A 17,386-nucleotide genomic window follows, 5' to 3' on the forward strand; every position below is an offset into this window, starting at 1 on the left:
AATGAGGACTTTTTGTTTTGGTTGAGAATTATAAACTAAACGTAATTTGTGTGAGCAAATTATAGGCATCATCCTCTTTTGGTGTCACTGATGGGTGATGAGTATACGATAAGCTATTCGTCCAATAGATGCCGTTGTAAACACGATAGCTATATGCTACAGAAGCGGTTGCACTATAACTTTCAGCAAGTTGACCATTGCGGGCAAAATAATTTTTTGCATCGTCACTGAACTTATTATAGGCCAGACCAAAAGTCACCATATCGTTTGGACGCGAATCAAATGGACCAATGCTGAACAGTGATAATGAAATATCGGCATTAAACAGGTTACGATCCTTTGGCGCATAGTTGGCTTTACCGTCAATATACCAGCCACGGAAAGGCATTGACGTATCCGGCTTGGTTATTTGGTGGGTAGCGGCGATATAATGAGAGTAAGTGTAATCTTCATACTCTGAATTGTTATAGTTAAAATAAGGGGTTTTATTGAATACCGATCCACCCCGAAGCCAGATCATATTTTCCGTTTCATTAGCATTAACACGATAACCTAATTCGTTGATGACTAAAGTTCCCGCACTGGGAAGTTTCCAGCGCAGACCATAAGTATTATATTTTGAATCGACTTTTAAACCTTCTGAACTTTGACTTCTGGCAACGCCAATGTGGTCATACCAACGTTTATTTTCCGATAAAAACCGAATATCTATCGATGGACTTGGTTTGCTAATGGTTAGTCCAGCTTGGGACAACATCACACTGGTTGGCCCTAGCGCTGATGATGCTGTACTGCTACCCAAAAATAAGCCATAAAAATGGGAGAGTAGTGTCGTATAGCCATAATTTAATATGACTCGATCATTCAATAAGGGTTGATTAATGGAAAAGGCTGAGACAAAAGGATGCCCATCTTGACCATTATTTTTGAAGTTATTATAAGCATAGGTTAAACCTAAACGCAGTTGTGCTTTATCAGTGAAACCAATTCGTGATAAATCATAAGTGAGTTCTGTCGCGGCGATATTACCGGTAGTTAAGCGCTGTCCCATATAATTGGGATTAGGCGTATTTTTCCAGCTTCTTGATATATCGTAGGTTAGATTAGTAAGCAGTTGAAAATTTGCATAAAAGCCACGATCTGCCATCTCTTTTCTAAGGCCGCCCCATTCAGGAAATACCGTATCGCATGCAGATGAAACCGAAGGTGTTTCTGGTCCTCTTGGTAAAAGCGTATCATACGAATGACAGTTATTTTCCGCTGCTACAGTGACATTGTTATGAAGCAAAATAAGTGGAATCGTGAGTAAAAGAAATTTATTGGTTATTTTCATTCTCTACCTCCGGGGCTTGAAGGGTATTACCGTGACTGCTGATCACCTCTTTATACCAACTAAAACTTTTTTTACGCCGCCGTTCTAATGTTCCATTGCCTTGGTCATCACGATCAACATAAATAAACCCATACCGTTTTGACATTTCTGCGGTAGAAGCGCTGACTAAATCTATTGGCCCCCATGAAGTATATCCTAATAACTGAACTCCATCTTCAATGGCTTCCCGTATCTGAAATAAATGATCGTTAAGATATTTAATACGATAATCATCAATAATAGAGCCATCGTCTTGAATAACATCTCTGGCACCCAAACCGTTTTCTACAATAAACAGGGGTTTTTGGTAACGGTCATATAACATATTGAGAAGATAGCGAATGCCTTTAGGATCGATTTGCCATCCCCATTCTGAGCTGGACAGATAAGGATTTTTCACCGGATTAATGATATTCCCTGACGTCTTGATAATCTCAAGGTTTGCTGTTGCGCAGCTACTCATGTAGTAACTGAAAGAGAGGAAATCAATCGTTTCTTTGAGTGCTATTTTATCTTCATTTGTGATATCAAGTGTGATATTTTTTTCTTTAAATACACGGGTCATATAAGATGGATAATATCCACGAGCTTGTACATCAAAGAAGAATAGCCATTCACGATTCTTTTTCAATGATTCTAATATATCATCGGGATGACAAGTTAATGGATAATAAGGGGCTGCTGCCACCATATTACCTATTTTTGCATCAGGAATAATTTCATGGCAGGCTTTAACTGCGTTGGCGCTGGCAACTAATTGATAATGTAGTGCCTGATAAATATCTTGAATTTTACTGTTTTCTGGTAGTCCTGCACCGGTAAAACAGGAGAATAAAGACATATTAATTTCATTGAATGTCAGCCAATATTTTACTTTATGTTGGTAACGTTCAAAAACAATTCTGGCGTAATGGTCAAAAAATGCAATTGTTTTCCGATTTCCCCAACCACCATATTTTTTTACTAAGCCATAAGGCATTTCAAAATGAGAAAGTGTAATGAGTGGTTGAATATTATATTTTATCATTTCGTCAAACAGGCGATCATAAAAAGCCAGGCCGTTTTCGTTCGGTATTTCTTCATCTCCTTCAGGAAATATACGTGTCCAGGCGATGGAGGTTCTCAGGCATTTAAATCCCATTTCAGCAAATAGCGCAATATCCTCAGGATAACGATGATAAAAATCGATACCAATATCCTTAATATGAAAATCACCTAAATTGCGTTCTATGCTGTGACCAATAACGCCGTGGGGTTGCATATCTGAGGTTGATAACCCTTTTCCATCTATTTGATGGGCTCCTTCAACCTGATTTGCAGCCAGTGCTCCTCCCCAAAGGAAGTTATTTGGAAATTGTTTTTTCATGGTTTGTCCTCTTGTTAATTGCTCGTTAAACTTGGAAGATATTCTCTTAATATGATTCTTTAAATTAATTTTTTGCATGGGATGTTATTAGTGGAACTTTTACTTCTGATGGCAAACCGAATAAATAGGTTGCGATACAAGAGAAGATAAATGAACCTAACGAACCTAATATGACACTCCAGAAAGCACTATCTATGCCGGTGGGAGAAATAAATGAGGTAAACGCAAAGATACCCATGCCACTAACGTTATATGCTGTTCCTGAGTAAAAACCGACAATTGCTCCGCCAAGCGCCCCACCGATACAACCGATAATAAATGGACGTTTTAGTGGTAGTGTGACACCATAAATAGCAGGTTCGGTGATACCAAAGAGACTTGATATCAGTGCAGTACCTGATAATGTTTTCATATTCTTATCACGTGTACGTAAAAATACCCCCAGAGTTGCACCTGCTTGACCAAATATTGCTGGCTGGAGCAGTGGAGAGAGCATATCTTTTTTCTGGGTCATCATGTTATTGATCATTATTGGGATAAGCCCCCAATGCAGACCGAAAATAACACAAACTTGCCACACTGCGCCCATTAGGAGTCCGGCAATGACCGGGTTTAATTGATAGAAGAAGAGATATCCGGCAGCCAGGCCATTACTAAGCTCTGTTGCTACAGGGCCAATAACGAGAAACGTTAAAGGAACGGTAATTAACAGGCACAGGAAAGGTGTGGCAAACAGTTTGACGGAGGAATGAAACCAGCTATTAAACTTCTTTTCCAGCAAGCAGCTAAACCATGCTGATAAGATAATGGGAATAACGGTTGAGCTGTAATTAATGAAAGAGATAGGAATGCCAAGGAAATTGAGGTGCACGGCAGAAGTCGTTTGAGAAAGTTTAAATGCCTCGGTCATGGTGGGATAGGTTAAGGCGGCCCCGATCACCATAGTAATAAAAGGGTTGCCTCCGAACCGTTTACCTGCGGTATATCCTAATAAAATAGGCATGAAATAGAGCATGGCATCGCCGGTAGCGTATAAAATTTTATAGGTTCCGCTGTCTATGCTCATCCAATTGAACACGTCGGATAAAGCGAGAATACCTTTAATTAATCCGGCGGCGACCAATACACCTAATAGAGGAGTAAAAATACTGGAAATAATATCAATGGTGACATTAAAAATACGTTTTAAACCTTTTTCATTATCTTGTTTTATCCCTTGCGGTGACGTTACACTTTGTTTAACCTCGGTTTTTTCTGTATTATCTTGTAAGTATTTATTAATATCGTCGTAAACATCCCCCACATGACTACCAATGACGACCTGATATTGCCCACCACTCTCTACTACAGTAATAATTCCCTTAGTCTGTTTGAGTAATTCGCTATTGGTCAGACTGCTGTCTTTTAGTTTAAATCGTAAACGAGTAGCACAATGGACCAGGCTAGATATATTCTCTTTCCCACCTATTGCGCTGACTATTTTCTCTGCCAGACTTTCGTATCTCATTGGACTTCTCCTTCATTTAATACGCTGAAAACAGCGAAAGACCGAATTTAAGGCAAAAAAAAACCTAACCCATCATCTACAATCGCCTTGGAATAAGGGGATCGTGACGTGATGGATTAGGTTTTGCCCGACGTTAGTCGCAACTAAGTCGGTAACAAGCCTATATCAATTGGTTAAAAACTAATTACTCCTTGTGATACTTGCAAGTTATTAAATTTAATTTTGGTAAAAATGTGATACTTATCATAAATACCTTGGGTAAATTGGGTATGTTGCTGTGTCGTTGACTTTGTAAAAGTAATGCCTTAGCCTGAAAGATAACATAATGAATATAGTGTACAGGAGTGTTACTGATAAGATCAGGCACAACCAGGTCACAAATATATTTCACCTATTTTATAGATTTAGGTTAGTGCATATAATGGTTTATCCTGTAAGGTATCTATTTTGTTAACGATAGTAAAACTCATAAATAATAATGTCGTTCTTGCCATTGATGAGAACAATAATGAAATTATTCTAATGGATAAGGGCGTAGGCTTTAATAGAAAAAAGGGGGATAAACTTAATATTCAGGATGTTGCAAAAGTCTTTACTGTTGAAAAGAATGATAAGATTAATCAGATCTTTGCCACTATTCCAGCTTCAGTTATAGAGCTAACCGAGAAGATTATCTCATTAGGGGAGGATATTCTTGGCAAATCTCTTAACGATTCATTACTCATTACTTTATCAGAACATTTAAACTTTGCATTTGAGCGTGTGAGTAAAGGATATCAGATTAGTAATGTCTTGCAATGGGAGATCCCTCATCTATATTCGTTGGAATATGAAGTTGGCAAACAGGCTCTTATCCATATTAATAGCCAGATTGAAAAGCCATTACCGCCGATAGAAGCCTCATTGATTGCCTTGCATTTTGTTAATGCTCAATATGAGGGGCAAACGATGGGAGACACATTAAAATTAACGAATCTAATTAATAAAACTATTAAGCTTATTCACTACTATTTCCATGTTAACCTTGATACAACGTCTGTAAATTACTCTCGTTTTATTACACATCTGCGATACTTCCTGATTAGACAAAATAAAAATGAGCATTCTTCTGCTATTGAGATGGATTTTTCATTGCAAGAATTGATAGAAGAAAAATATTTCAAAAGTTACAACTGTGCAGTTAAGCTAATTAAATATCTGAGGGAGAAATACCAATGGAAAGTGCCTGATGATGAATTGATTTATTTAGTGATTCATATAGAACGGGTGGTTAATGATAGTTACAAGGGCAGAGATTTTTAATAAGTGGATCGTCAAACGAGTGTCAATTGCCAAGAGTATGAGATGAGTATATTTGTGTGATTTAGATTTTTTAGTCATAGATTAGAGGTGGGGGATAAAATGAATGGTGAAGATTTTGCAAAAGAGATTATTGTGTTTCTTGGTGGAGGAGCAAATATAAATAAAAGTTGGCATTGTGTGACTAGATTGCGTTTTAATATTATAGATGATAGTCAAGTAGATATTGCAGCGATCAAAAAAATGCAGGGGGTTATGGGAGTACGTTTTCACAGCGGGCAATTACAAATAATTATTGGTAATAGAGTTGTTGAAGTATTTAGTGAAATCATTAAGCAATTAAAAGAAAATCAAGAAAATGATGATGGCACCAAAAAGGGTTTCATTAGTCATATTCTTGATATTATTTCAGGCATATTTATTCCCGTATTGCCGGTAATTGTAGGCGCGGGTTTACTGAAAGGCGGATTGATTTTTTTATATGTGATGGATTGGGTTTCAGAGAAGAGTCATGAGTATAAACTATTATATATTCTTTCTGATGCCCCTCTCTATTTTTTGCCTGTTCTTTTGGCTTTTTCAGCGGCAAGAAAATTTAAAACAAATGAGTTTATTGCAGTTACGTTAGCGTGTATTTTAATTTATCCAACATTATCTGACCTTGTGAGCAGTTCTGGTGGTGGGTATTTCAGTGCATTTGGTATTACTGTTCCGGCTGTTCATTATAGTTATACTACCATTCCAATTATTTTAGGTGTTTGGTTGCTCAGTTATATTCATCGATGGATAGATAGGTTTATTCCGTCGATATTAAAAATAATATTTACACCATTATTGGTTTTATTAATTTCTGCGCCTATTTTATTGATTATTGTCGCACCGTTGGGAAATACAATTGGTTTGTATCTTGAAAAGTGGCTTTTAATATTATTTTCAGTAGCTGGACCATTTGCGGGATTATTTTTAGGTGGATTAATCCCTATTTTAGTCATTGCAGGGGGGCATTATGCCTTTTTGCCGAGTGTTTTTGCTAATTTTAAATCTCTCGGATACGATTTTATGTTATTACCTATCAGTTTTGTTAGTAATATTGCACAAGCTGGCGCGACATTAGCAGTTGCAATTAAAACTAAAGATAGCCAAATGAAATCATTATCTTATTCATCTTCATTCTCTGCTTTTTTAGGCGTAACTGAACCCGCAATGTATGGTGTTATGCTTAAATTAAAGAAGCCTTTTTATGCTGCATTAATGGGGAGCGCAGTTGGCGGCGCTATTGTGGGTATTTTCTCGGTGAAAATATTTGCTTTTAGTGTACCGGGATTGGTGTCATTACCTTTTTATATGCAAAAAGGTAGCAATAACTTTATTTTTATTTTGCTTGGTATTGTTAGTAGTTTCTTAGTGGCGTTTATATCCACCTTATTAATGAAATTAGAATCTAATGTTGATTCTATCGTATTAATAAAGTCAAAATTTTCAAAAAAGAATAAAATCACATTACGTTCTCCGATGACCGGTACAATAGCATCTCTCTCAAATGTACCCGATGATACTTTTTCTGAAAAAATTATTGGTGATGGTATCGCTATTATTCCTACCGAAGGTGTGGTTAAATCGCCTTTTAATGGTAAGGTTTCAATGATTACTCCGACTGGGCATGCTATTGGTTTAATTTCTGATCAAGGAGTGGAATTATTAATTCATATTGGTATTGAAACGGTAGGTTTGCAAGGCGCAGGATTTAATTTGCAAATTATAGAAGGACAGAAAGTGGTTGCTGGTGAGGTATTAGTTAATTTTGATCTGGAATTTCTTCAAGAGAATGAAATCCAGATTATATCGCCAATTATTGTAACTAATAGTGAGGAATATTACTCAATAATTCCTACTAAAAGAAAAGAAGTTATTGGATGTAAAGATAATTTGTTGGTTATTAATCGATGTTAATTTATTTTTCAAGTAATTAGTGTATCTTGATAATATTCTTGATAATATTCTTGATGTTTATTTTTTTATTTAAAGATTACATATAACCAGTTTTTATATCCGTTAATTATTTGTTCTTTTTTCTCGTTGTTATTGTGTTTTTTGATTTTACCTGCTGAATTTTTAGGTATTATCTCGTTATATAAATTATGGGAAAATATATTTTTCATAATATGAAGTCATATTGAATACTAATATTTTGAGGTGAAAAATTAAACTATCTGCATTGACAATTAGTCCTAAAAGGGCTACTTTTTATTGTGTAATAATATAAGGTAGCGGAATGGCCGCAGCCTGGCATCCCTAAAAAGGAAGAACGATGAGCACTACTGAAATGACTACTGCTGAACTCGAAAAAATCCACGCTGAAATAGCAAAATTAATGGCAGAAACGACAAAGATAAATCGTGAGGCTACATGGTATCCGATTGTTGTGGCTTCTAGCCTTATTGGTGCGGTAGCTACCATCACAACTCTATTGCTCAAATTCATTTAATTAATTGGCCCCGTGAGGGGCTTTGTTCTGGAATACTTATGCGACTGATCGGCAATTATTCTCCTCCTACTACAGAAGATCTCATTAAACTCAAAGAAGAATTAGGCTTCACCGGAGAACAAATGGCCGATTTAGCGGGAGTTTCCGGTAACAACCAATGGAGAAAATACACGGGTGGGAAAATGCCACGCGTTATTTCTTCGCATATTCTATTCTATATAGCAACACAGTTAACGCTATCAGAAGATGATTTAAACCGCATTTTGGTTAAAATGCGGGAAATTGGTGCTAATGTAAGATAAATAGGGCCTCTCCCACTTAACGATTTCCTCTGATTGATAATCTATTTTCTTGAGATGTAGATCATCAATAGATCGGTTATAGCGAGTTATTCTGGTCATAAAATCGATTTTTTTCGAAACCATAGCTAGAGTACCATTTAAGTCCGATCAGTTTCAGAGGTTAATCATCGTGACAGCAATTATTCGTCAATTCCTGAAATTAGAAGCGGCTGGAGGGCTTCTTCTTATCATTGCTGCCATTATTGCGCTGATAATGGCAAACTCACCACTACAAGATATTTATCAGCAATTTCTTAATATTTCGGTGGTAGTGCAATTCGCTGCACTGGAGATCAATAAGCCTTTATTGTTGTGGATTAATGACGGCTTAATGGCGGTCTTCTTTTTGATTGTTGGTCTGGAAGTAAAGCGGGAACTTCTGGAAGGTTCTTTGGCAGGGCGTGATAAGGCCGTATTTCCGGTGATAGCGGCGATAGGTGGTATGGTCGCTCCGGCACTAATATATCTGCTATTTAATGGCAATGATGAGTTTACCCGTCAGGGGTGGGCTATTCCTGCGGCAACCGATATTGCTTTTGCCCTGGGGGTGATGGCGCTATTGTCTAAACGAGTACCAACAGAACTCAAGGTTTTCTTGTTGGCGCTAGCGATTATTGATGATCTGGGCGTTATCGTGATTATCGCTCTGTTTTATACCAAAACGGTTTCTCTTGTGGCGCTTGGACTGTCAGCCGCGATGATTGCTTTGCTGGTTTGGATGAATTGGCGTGGTGTCGAAAAAACATCGGCTTATCTGGTTGTTGGCGCTATCCTTTGGGTTTGCATCCTAAAATCGGGTATTCATGCAACACTGGCTGGCGTCATCATTGGTTTTCTGATTCCTCTGCGTAGCCAGAATGGTCATTCACCATCTGAATCACTTGAGCATGGTTTGCATCCTTGGGTGGCGTATCTTATTTTGCCATTATTTGCTTTTGCCAATGCAGGTGTAGTCCTGAATGGCGTTACGTTAAATGGCTTGACTGATATATTACCGCTAGGTATTGCGGCGGCTCTGTCTCTTGGTAAGCCATTGGGGATTTTTCTGTTTAGCTATATTTCTATTAAGATCGGATTTGCTAAATTGCCACAGCAGATTAATCTTAAACAGATATTTGCGGTTTCCGTTCTTTGTGGAATCGGTTTTACTATGTCTATCTTTATTTCAGGATTGGCTTTTGAAGGGGTAGATGAATCTTTCAGTATCTATTCCCGTCTTGGCATTCTGATGGGTTCAACCATCGCTGCGTTTATGGGGTATGGCTTGTTACGAATGGTCTTACCAAAGAAAAAGTGATGGCAGTGCCGTGGTAAATTCATTAATTTAGCCGGTAGTTTCAGAAAGAATTTCCGAACTGACTCTCATTTTTGTACTCGCGGTACAATAATAAAATGGTATCGCGGATATTTTATGTAGTGGAAAACAGGAAATCGCCGTAAAACGGTAAATTAGAGATGTATGGCTAGGCAGTCTGTTAGACGAAAGCGATACACAAGGAAAAATATATGCGGGTGTCACATCTGAATTTTAATCATCTCTATTATTTCTGGCATGTTTGCAAGGAAGGATCTGTGGTTGGGGCGGCAGAGGCACTTTATTTAACACCCCAGACTATCACTGGACAGATAAAGGCTCTGGAAGAGCGTCTGGGAGGCAAGCTGTTCAAACGTCAAGGTCGGGGTTTAGTACCATCAGAACTAGGGCAGCTTATCTTCCGCTATGCGGATAAGATGTTTATGTTGAGCCAGGAGATGTTGGATATTGTTAACTACAGCCGTGAATCTAACCTTTTATTTGATGTTGGTGTTGCTGATGCACTGTCCAAACGTCTAGTTAGCCAGGTATTGGAAACGGCGGTTGTGGAGCATGAACAGATCCATCTACGTTGTTTTGAATCAACCCATGAATTGTTGTTGGAACAACTCAGCCAGCACAAACTCGATATGATATTGTCTGATTGCCCGGTGGATTCTTCCCAACAGGAAGGGCTATTCTCAGTAAAACTGGGTGAATGTAATGTGAGTTTTTTCTGCCGACAACCTATCCCGGAAAAACCTTTCCCGGAATGTTTGGAGGAACGTCGTTTATTGGTTCCAGGGCGTCGCTCTATGTTGGGGCGTAAGTTGTTGACTTGGATACGTAATAAAAATCTTCAGGTTGAAGTATTGGGTGAGTTTGATGATGCCGCGTTAATGAAAGCGTTTGGTATGTATCATAATGCGATTTTTGTAGCGCCATCTTTGTATACCAATGATATTTTTGCAGATAATGATATTGTCGAAATCGGTCGGTTGGATGCTGTGCAGGAAGAGTATTATGTGATTTTTGCTGAACGAATGATTCAGCACCCGGCTGTTCAAAGGGTATGTAATAAAGATTTTTCTGCGTTGTTTAATGTGCCATCTAAGAAGCGTACTTGAAAAATAATTGATAATAACTGCAAACACAAAAAAACCGGCGCAGGCCGGTTTTTCAGTAATCCAAACGCAAATTATTGCATTGCGTTGATTTGAGCCGTCAGATTAGATTTATGACGTGCTGCTTTGTTTTTGTGGATCAGACCCTTACAGGCGTGACGATCGACAATAGGTTGCATGTCATTAAATGCTTTCTGAGCAGCTTCTTTATCGCCAGTAGCGATAGCAGCATATACCTTCTTGATGAAGGTACGCACCATAGAACGACGGCTAGCGTTGTGCTGACGACGTTTTTCAGACTGTATGGCGCGTTTCTTAGCTGATTTGATATTAGCCAAGGTCCAACTCCCAAATATATTCTATCGAGGACAATTCAAAGGCCGAGGAATATGCCTGTTCAGCCTTCTTTTGTCAATGGATTTGTGCAAATAAGCGCCGTTGTACCGCGGCAACTTGTTTCGTTGTGATGGCGCAGGATTTTATCAGCTTACTTAGAGGGAATACAGTCTTTCACAATAAAAATCTCATTGAATAGTCCAGATAGAAATAAAATGAATATTTTTCGGGATTCCTGCTCGTTTTTGTTGTATGAATCAGGGCTATTGATTTAAATCATCTTATGATGGTGGGTTAACCTTGAGCTTTGTACAAGGTATAATTTGGCAATTTCCAGGGTATTGAGCCAGCTATGGAGCTAATTCGCGGTATAAGTAATATCCGGACATGTCACCGCGGTTGCGTGTTGACGATTGGTAATTTTGATGGCGTTCACAGAGGTCATCAGGCACTACTGAAACACTTAAAACACGAAGGGCAGCGTCTGGGATTACCAGTAATGGTCATGATTTTTGAGCCACAACCCTTGGAGTTTTTTGCTAAGGGTAATGCTCCCGCACGTCTGACGAGATTGAGGGATAAAGCCAAATATCTCGCCCAATGTGGAGTGGATTATTTATTATGCGTGAAATTTGACAGAAATTTTGCGGCAAATACGCCAGAGGCTTTTGTTTCGCGGTTGCTGGTGGAAAAATTGGGTGTTAAGTTTCTCGCTGTAGGAGACGACTTTCGTTTTGGTCAAGCTCGCAGTGGTGATTTTGCCTTTTTGCAGCGAGCCGGTGAAACATATGGCTTTGACGTGACCAACAGTGAAAGTTTTTGTGATAATGGTTTGCGGATTAGCAGCACAGCTATCCGTCAAGCGTTGCAAAATGATGATTTGGTATTAGCCGAAACATTATTAGGGCATCCATATAGCATTTGTGGCCGGGTCGTTCATGGTAAACGGCTAGGGAGCACTATTGGTTTTCCAACAGCGAATTTGCCGTTAAAACGATTAGTGGCTCCTGTACAAGGCGTTTATGTTGTTGAAGTCTATGGTTTAGGAAACAAGCCTTTACCGGGTGTTGCCAATATTGGTACACGCCCAACAGTTTCTGGTCAGGGTCAACAACTTGAAGTACATCTAATTGATACCCAAATGGATCTCTATGGGCGTTATATTGATGTGGTGTTACGCAAAAAATTGCGTAATGAGCAGCGGTTTGCTTCCCTTGATGCACTCAAGCAGCAAATTGCTAATGATTTGGTCGCTGCTAGGGAATTTCTTAAACAGCGACCTGTGTCATGTATCTAGCGGAAAATTGGAATTGAGAATCGAATGAGTGACTATAAAAACACCCTGAATCTGCCAGAAACAGGGTTTCCAATGCGTGGAGATTTAGCAAAGCGCGAACCAGATATGTTAAAACGTTGGTACAAAGATGAGTTGTATCAGGTAATTCGTAAAGCAAAAGCCGGTAAAAAAACATTTATTCTGCATGACGGCCCTCCTTACGCGAATGGCAGTATTCATATTGGTCACTCAGTCAATAAGATTCTCAAAGATATTATTATTAAATCCAAAGGGATGGCGGGATATGACTCGCCATATATTCCTGGTTGGGATTGCCACGGTTTACCTATTGAACTTAAGGTTGAGCAGATTATTGGTAAGCCCGGGGAAAAATTTTCCGCCGCTGAATTTCGTGCCGAGTGCCGCAAATATGCCAAAGAGCAGATTGAAGGTCAGAAGAAAGACTTTATTCGTCTGGGCGTATTAGGTGACTGGGAACGTCCATATCTGACGATGGACTTTAAGACCGAAGCCAACATTATTCGCGCATTGAGCCGTATTATCGCTAATGGTCATTTGTTAAAAGGCGCTAAACCTGTTCACTGGTGTGCTGATTGTGGTTCATCATTGGCCGAGGCGGAAGTTGAGTATTACGATAAAACTTCGCCATCGATTGACGTGCGTTTTAAGGCGGTTGATGCAGCAGCCGTTTGTGAGAAATTTGGTGTGCAGGCATCAGATCAGCCGGTCTCTCTGGTTATCTGGACAACTACACCGTGGACGTTGCCGGCTAACCGGGCGATCGCTTTGCACGCTGAATTTAGCTATCAATTAGTGCAGATTGAGGGCGAATGTCTGATTCTGGCTGCTGATTTGGTAGAAAGTGTGATGCAGCGAGCGGGTATAACTTCGTGGGTGGTATTGGGGAGTTGTGCAGGTGCTGCATTGGAGCTGTTGCGCTTTAAACATCCCTTTATGGGCTTTGATTCGCCGGTTGTGCTAGGTGATCATGTAACTCTGGATGCAGGTACCGGTGCTGTGCACACGGCACCAGGTCATGGCCCGGACGACTTTGTTCTTGGTCAGAAATATGGCTTGGAAGTTGCAAATCCGGTTGGCCCCAATGGTTGCTATCTGCCCGGTACTTATCCTTCACTAGATGGCATGTTTGTCTTTAAGGCGAATGATGTTGTGCTGAATATCCTGAGTGAAAACAATGCCTTGTTGCATTTGGAAAAATTACAGCACAGTTATCCTTGTTGTTGGCGCCATAAGACGCCTATCATTTTCCGTGCCACGCCGCAGTGGTTTGTCAGCATGGATCAAAATGGTCTGCGTAAACAATCGTTGCAAGAGATCAAAGGAGTTCAGTGGATTCCGGGTTGGGGTCAGGCCCGTATTGAGGCAATGGTTGAAAACCGTCCTGATTGGTGTATTTCACGTCAACGTACTTGGGGTACGCCGATGTCTCTTTTTGTCCATAAAGAGACAGAAGAACTTCATCCACGTACTATCGAATTGATGGAAGAAGTTGCAAAACGTGTTGAAGTTGACGGTATTCAGGCGTGGTGGGATCTGGAACCAGCCGAACTGCTAGGTGATGACGCGGCTAACTATGTCAAAATTTTTGATACGTTGGATGTATGGTTCGATTCGGGATCAACTCACGCAACGGTGGTTGATGATCGCCCTGAATTCCAAGGTAACGCTGCGGATATCTATCTTGAAGGTTCAGATCAGCACCGTGGTTGGTTTATGTCTTCCTTGATGATCTCAACGGCAATAAAAGGTAAAGCGCCTTACCGTCAGGTGTTAACGCATGGTTTCACTGTTGATGGTCAGGGCCGTAAGATGTCTAAATCTATCGGTAATACTGTCAGTCCGCAGGATGTCATAAATAAATTAGGGGCAGATATTCTGCGTCTATGGGTTGCTTCTACCGATTACACCGGTGAAATTGCGGTATCCGATGAGATCTTGAAACGCTCTGCTGATGCATATCGTCGTATCCGTAACACGGCGCGTTTCTTGCTGGCAAACTTGAATGGTTTTGATCCTGAGCAACATAAGGTTGAACCAGAAGAGATGGCAGTGCTGGATCGTTGGGCTGTAGGCAGAGCTCAGGCAGCTCAGGCTGAAATTGCAAAATGCTACGATGAATATGATTTTCATACCGTTGTTCAGCGTATGATGCAATTCTGTTCTGTGGAGATGGGATCGTTCTATCTCGATATCATTAAAGACCGTCAGTACACCGCTAAGAGCGATAGCGTGGCGCGTCGTAGTTGTCAGACTGCGCTCTATCATATTGCGGAAGCGTTGGTTCGCTGGATGGCACCTATCCTCTCCTTTACTGCCGATGAAGTTTGGAATGAGTTGCCTGGCAAACGTGCTCAATATGTATTTACCGAAGAGTGGTATGACGGTTTGTTTGGTCTGGCCGCGGGCGAAGCAATGAATGATGCTTTTTGGGCTGATTTGCTGGCAGTGCGTGGTGAAGTTAACAAAGTGTTGGAGCAGGCACGTGCAGACAAACATATCCGTAGTTCATTGGAAGCCGCAGTGACGCTGTACGCCGATAATGAACTGGCGGACAAACTCAATAGCCTCGGAGATGAATTGCGTTTCGTTCTGCTAACATCTCAGGTTGTTGTTGCAGATTATGAACAGGCTGGTGAAGATGCACAACAAAGCGAAATCAGTGGCTTAAAAATTGCTTTCCGTAAAGCGGATGGCGAAAAATGTCCTCGTTGCTGGCATTACGCTAAAGATGTGGGATTGGTGGCGGAACACGCAGAACTTTGTGGCCGCTGTGTAACTAATGTTGCCGGTAACGGCGAAGAGCGTAAGTTTGCCTGATGAATAAACCCATTTGCTCCACCGGCCTTCGCTGGCTTTGGTTAGTTGTTGTGGTATTGATTTTGGATCTGGGAAGTAAACAGCTAGTGTTGCAACACTTTCATCTGTATGAATCCGTTCCATTGATACCTTATTTTAATCTGACTTATGCCCAGAATTTTGGGGCGGCTTTCAGTTTTTTGGCAGAGAAAGACGGTTGGCAGCGTTGGTTCTTTGCATTCATTGCCGTTGCTATTTCAGTTGTGTTGATGGTGATGATGTATCGTGCCAGTGCAAAGAAGAAACTGAATAATATCGCTTATGCCCTGATTATTGGTGGAGCATTGGGTAATCTGTTTGACCGGTTGGTTCATGGTTTTGTCATCGATTTTATTGATTTTTATGTCGGTGATTGGCACTTTCCAACTTTTAATATCGCCGATATGGCGATATGTATCGGGGCTGGATTGGTTATCATTGATAGCTTTTTAAGCCCTGATGAAAAGACAATCAAAGTGGGATAAGTAATATGTCAAACCAGGTGCAGGCGGATAGTGCAGTTTTACTGCATTTCACTTTAAAACTGCAAGATGGCTCCATTGCCGACTCCTCTTACACTCAGGGGAAACCTGCATTATTTCGTTTAGGTGATGGAACCCTTTCCTCACCTTTGGAACAGCAGCTTACTGGGCTAAAAGAGGGAGATAAACATAGCTTTACTCTGGCTGGTGAGAATGTATTTGGTAAACCGAATCCTGACCTGATCCAATATTTTACTCCGCGTGATTTTGCTGAAACGGGTATACCTGAAATTGGCACTATAATGTTATTTACGGCGATGAATGGCAGTGAAATGCCGGGCATTGTCAAAGCCGTAACAGAAGAATCTGTGACTGTTGATTTCAATCACCCGTTAGCTGATCAGAACGTTACGTTTGAAATTGAAGTGTTGGAAATTGATCCACAATTGGAGGAAAACCATGCAGATATTGCTGGCTAATCCCCGTGGTTTTTGTGCCGGTGTTGACCGTGCTATCAGTATTGTAGAACGCGCACTGGAATTATATGGAGCGCCGATCTACGTTCGTCATGAAGTTGTGCATAACCGTTATGTTGTAGATAACCTGCGCAAGCGGGGGGCTATCTTTATTGAAGAAATTTCAGATGTACCGGATGATGCGATTCTGATTTTTTCGGCACACGGTGTTTCACAGGCTATTCGTGCAGAAGCGCGTTCTCGCAATTTGACCATGTTGTTCGATGCGACTTGTCCTTTAGTGACTAAAGTCCATATGGAGGTAGCAAGAGCCAGCCGCAAGGGTAAAGAAGCTATTCTGATTGGTCACGCTGGACATCCAGAAGTTGAAGGTACAATGGGGCAGTACAACAATGTGGAAGGTGGAATGTATCTGGTTGAATCTCCAGAAGACGTATGGAATTTGAAAGTCAAAGATGAAGACAACTTGTGTTTTATGACTCAAACCACGTTATCCGTTGATGATACTTCAGCAGTGATTGATGCACTTAACGCGCGGTTCCCAAACATTGTTGGTCCCCGTAAAGATGATATCTGCTATGCGACGACTAACCGCCAGGAAGCGGTGCGGGATCTGGCGTCTGATGCTGATGTTGTCTTGGTTGTGGGTTCGAAGAATTCATCTAACTCAAATCGTCTTGCTGAGCTAGCTCAGCGAGTTGGTAAGCCCGCTTATCTGATAGATTCTGCTGAGGATATTAAAGAAGAGTGGATTACCGGTACCTCCTTGGTTGGTGTAACCGCTGGCGCTTCGGCACCGGATATTTTAGTTCAGCAAGTTATTGAACGCCTGAAAAATCTTGGGGCTGATTCCGTTAGGGAATTACATGGTAGGGAAGAAAATATTGTGTTTGAAGTGCCGAAAGAGTTACGTGTTGAAGTTAAAGAAATTAGCTAACTCGAATTCCGTTTAAGCCATCACTGGGAAATCTTCTTCTGAGTAGAAAACTTTCAGTGATGGCTTCTTCCATTTGAGGCAGTATGCAATCACCCGATCTAACATGGAGGAGGATATCAAGTACGTGTTCGCGATTGCGCAAGGCAAATTCCGTCTTGATAAAGCATTGGCGACCTTTCCCCTTACTATCGATCGGGATATCGCCTTCAGTAAT

The 17,386-nt window shown here is 40.5% G+C and carries 15 protein-coding genes and 1 pseudogene; 11 read left to right on the forward strand and 5 right to left on the reverse strand.

Annotated elements, in window-relative coordinates:
- Positions 1 to 28: 28 nt before the first annotated feature.
- The 3 genes from EAE91_RS09965 to EAE91_RS09975 form a co-directional block, all read right to left on the reverse strand.
- The gene (locus tag EAE91_RS09965; RefSeq protein ID WP_214088361.1) at positions 29 to 1,333 is read right to left on the reverse strand and encodes a carbohydrate porin; all 1,305 of its coding nucleotides are present in this window, start codon (positions 1,331 to 1,333) and stop codon (positions 29 to 31) included.
- Entirely contained in the window at positions 1,317 to 2,738 is a 1,422-nt protein-coding gene (locus EAE91_RS09970; RefSeq protein WP_214088362.1) for a glycoside hydrolase family 1 protein, read from the reverse strand. The genes EAE91_RS09965 and EAE91_RS09970 overlap by 17 nt, the downstream gene beginning before the upstream one ends.
- 64 nt (positions 2,739 to 2,802) lie before the next feature.
- Positions 2,803 to 4,245 carry a PTS transporter subunit EIIC gene (locus tag EAE91_RS09975; protein ID WP_214088363.1) on the reverse strand — a complete coding sequence of 481 codons (1,443 nt, stop codon included), beginning with the start codon at positions 4,243 to 4,245 and terminating at the stop codon, positions 2,803 to 2,805.
- A gap of 447 nt (positions 4,246 to 4,692) precedes the next feature.
- Between EAE91_RS09975 and EAE91_RS09980 the strand changes: the two genes are divergently transcribed.
- The 6 genes from EAE91_RS09980 (at position 4,693) to nhaR (ending at position 10,791) form a co-directional block, all read left to right on the forward strand.
- Positions 4,693 to 5,547, forward strand: coding sequence for a PRD domain-containing protein (locus tag EAE91_RS09980; protein ID WP_214088364.1), 855 nt, complete (start codon positions 4,693 to 4,695; stop codon positions 5,545 to 5,547).
- A 99-nt stretch (positions 5,548 to 5,646) separates the two neighbouring features.
- Positions 5,647 to 7,494 (forward strand): beta-glucoside-specific PTS transporter subunit IIABC, encoded by a 1,848-nt coding sequence (locus EAE91_RS09985; RefSeq protein WP_214088365.1) that lies wholly within the window; start codon positions 5,647 to 5,649, stop codon positions 7,492 to 7,494.
- A gap of 358 nt (positions 7,495 to 7,852) precedes the next feature.
- On the forward strand, positions 7,853 to 8,029 hold the full coding sequence (locus EAE91_RS09990) for a hypothetical protein (RefSeq protein WP_160169991.1): 177 nt from the start codon (positions 7,853 to 7,855) through the stop codon (positions 8,027 to 8,029).
- 38 nt (positions 8,030 to 8,067) lie between these two features.
- Positions 8,068 to 8,331: a helix-turn-helix domain-containing protein gene (locus EAE91_RS09995; protein WP_036777018.1), complete on the forward strand. Its 264-nt coding sequence runs from the start codon at positions 8,068 to 8,070 to the stop codon at positions 8,329 to 8,331.
- Positions 8,332 to 8,500: 169 nt separating this feature from the next.
- On the forward strand, positions 8,501 to 9,667 hold the full coding sequence (gene nhaA / locus EAE91_RS10000) for a Na+/H+ antiporter NhaA (protein ID WP_214088366.1): 1,167 nt from the start codon (positions 8,501 to 8,503) through the stop codon (positions 9,665 to 9,667).
- A 209-nt stretch (positions 9,668 to 9,876) separates the two neighbouring features.
- Positions 9,877 to 10,791: a transcriptional activator NhaR gene (gene nhaR, locus EAE91_RS10005; protein ID WP_214088367.1), complete on the forward strand. Its 915-nt coding sequence runs from the start codon at positions 9,877 to 9,879 to the stop codon at positions 10,789 to 10,791.
- Positions 10,792 to 10,862: 71 nt separating this feature from the next.
- On the opposite strand, the gene rpsT is transcribed toward nhaR, so the two are convergent.
- On the reverse strand, positions 10,863 to 11,126 hold the full coding sequence (gene rpsT / locus EAE91_RS10010) for a 30S ribosomal protein S20 (RefSeq protein ID WP_036777011.1): 264 nt from the start codon (positions 11,124 to 11,126) through the stop codon (positions 10,863 to 10,865).
- Positions 11,127 to 11,476: 350 nt separating this feature from the next.
- Between rpsT and ribF the strand changes: the two genes are divergently transcribed.
- From ribF to ispH, 5 genes are read left to right on the forward strand one after another with little or no spacing between them, the layout of a single operon-like run.
- Positions 11,477 to 12,421, forward strand: a complete 945-nt coding sequence (ribF, locus tag EAE91_RS10015; protein WP_214088368.1) for a bifunctional riboflavin kinase/FAD synthetase — start codon at positions 11,477 to 11,479, stop codon at positions 12,419 to 12,421.
- Between the two features lie 24 nt (positions 12,422 to 12,445).
- Entirely contained in the window at positions 12,446 to 15,259 is a 2,814-nt protein-coding gene (gene ileS / locus EAE91_RS10020; RefSeq protein WP_214088369.1) for an isoleucine--tRNA ligase, read from the forward strand.
- Positions 15,259 to 15,762 (forward strand): signal peptidase II, encoded by a 504-nt coding sequence (gene lspA, locus EAE91_RS10025; RefSeq protein WP_214088370.1) that lies wholly within the window; start codon positions 15,259 to 15,261, stop codon positions 15,760 to 15,762. The genes ileS and lspA overlap by 1 nt, the downstream gene beginning before the upstream one ends.
- Positions 15,763 to 15,767: 5 nt before the next feature.
- Positions 15,768 to 16,238 carry an FKBP-type peptidyl-prolyl cis-trans isomerase gene (gene fkpB, locus EAE91_RS10030; protein ID WP_214088371.1) on the forward strand — a complete coding sequence of 157 codons (471 nt, stop codon included), beginning with the start codon at positions 15,768 to 15,770 and terminating at the stop codon, positions 16,236 to 16,238.
- Positions 16,219 to 17,172 (forward strand): 4-hydroxy-3-methylbut-2-enyl diphosphate reductase, encoded by a 954-nt coding sequence (gene ispH / locus EAE91_RS10035; RefSeq protein ID WP_214088372.1) that lies wholly within the window; start codon positions 16,219 to 16,221, stop codon positions 17,170 to 17,172. The genes fkpB and ispH overlap by 20 nt, the downstream gene beginning before the upstream one ends.
- 12 nt (positions 17,173 to 17,184) lie before the next feature.
- Here ispH and EAE91_RS24970 read toward each other — a convergent pair.
- Positions 17,185 to 17,277 (reverse strand): annotated as a pseudogene (locus EAE91_RS24970) (IS982 family transposase); the annotation flags it as partial.
- Positions 17,278 to 17,386 lie beyond the last annotated feature (109 nt).

Origin of the sequence: Photorhabdus noenieputensis, assembly GCF_018448935.1 — a bacterium.
In the GTDB taxonomy this organism is placed as follows: domain Bacteria; phylum Pseudomonadota; class Gammaproteobacteria; order Enterobacterales; family Enterobacteriaceae; genus Photorhabdus; species Photorhabdus noenieputensis.

Coding starts and splice junctions, on each gene's coding strand:
- EAE91_RS09990 (WP_160169991.1), top strand. CDS start 7,853: ATGAGCACTACTGAAATGACTACTGCTGAACTCGAAAAAATCCACGCT.
- lspA (WP_214088370.1), top strand. CDS start 15,259: ATGAATAAACCCATTTGCTCCACCGGCCTTCGCTGGCTTTGGTTAGTT.
- fkpB (WP_214088371.1), top strand. CDS start 15,768: ATGTCAAACCAGGTGCAGGCGGATAGTGCAGTTTTACTGCATTTCACT.
- EAE91_RS09970 (WP_214088362.1), bottom strand. CDS start 2,738: ATGAAAAAACAATTTCCAAATAACTTCCTTTGGGGAGGAGCACTGGCT.
- ileS (WP_214088369.1), top strand. CDS start 12,446: ATGAGTGACTATAAAAACACCCTGAATCTGCCAGAAACAGGGTTTCCA.
- ispH (WP_214088372.1), top strand. CDS start 16,219: ATGCAGATATTGCTGGCTAATCCCCGTGGTTTTTGTGCCGGTGTTGAC.
- EAE91_RS09985 (WP_214088365.1), top strand. CDS start 5,647: ATGAATGGTGAAGATTTTGCAAAAGAGATTATTGTGTTTCTTGGTGGA.
- EAE91_RS09965 (WP_214088361.1), bottom strand. CDS start 1,333: ATGAAAATAACCAATAAATTTCTTTTACTCACGATTCCACTTATTTTG.
- EAE91_RS09995 (WP_036777018.1), top strand. CDS start 8,068: ATGCGACTGATCGGCAATTATTCTCCTCCTACTACAGAAGATCTCATT.
- nhaR (WP_214088367.1), top strand. CDS start 9,877: ATGCGGGTGTCACATCTGAATTTTAATCATCTCTATTATTTCTGGCAT.
- ribF (WP_214088368.1), top strand. CDS start 11,477: ATGGAGCTAATTCGCGGTATAAGTAATATCCGGACATGTCACCGCGGT.
- EAE91_RS09975 (WP_214088363.1), bottom strand. CDS start 4,245: ATGAGATACGAAAGTCTGGCAGAGAAAATAGTCAGCGCAATAGGTGGG.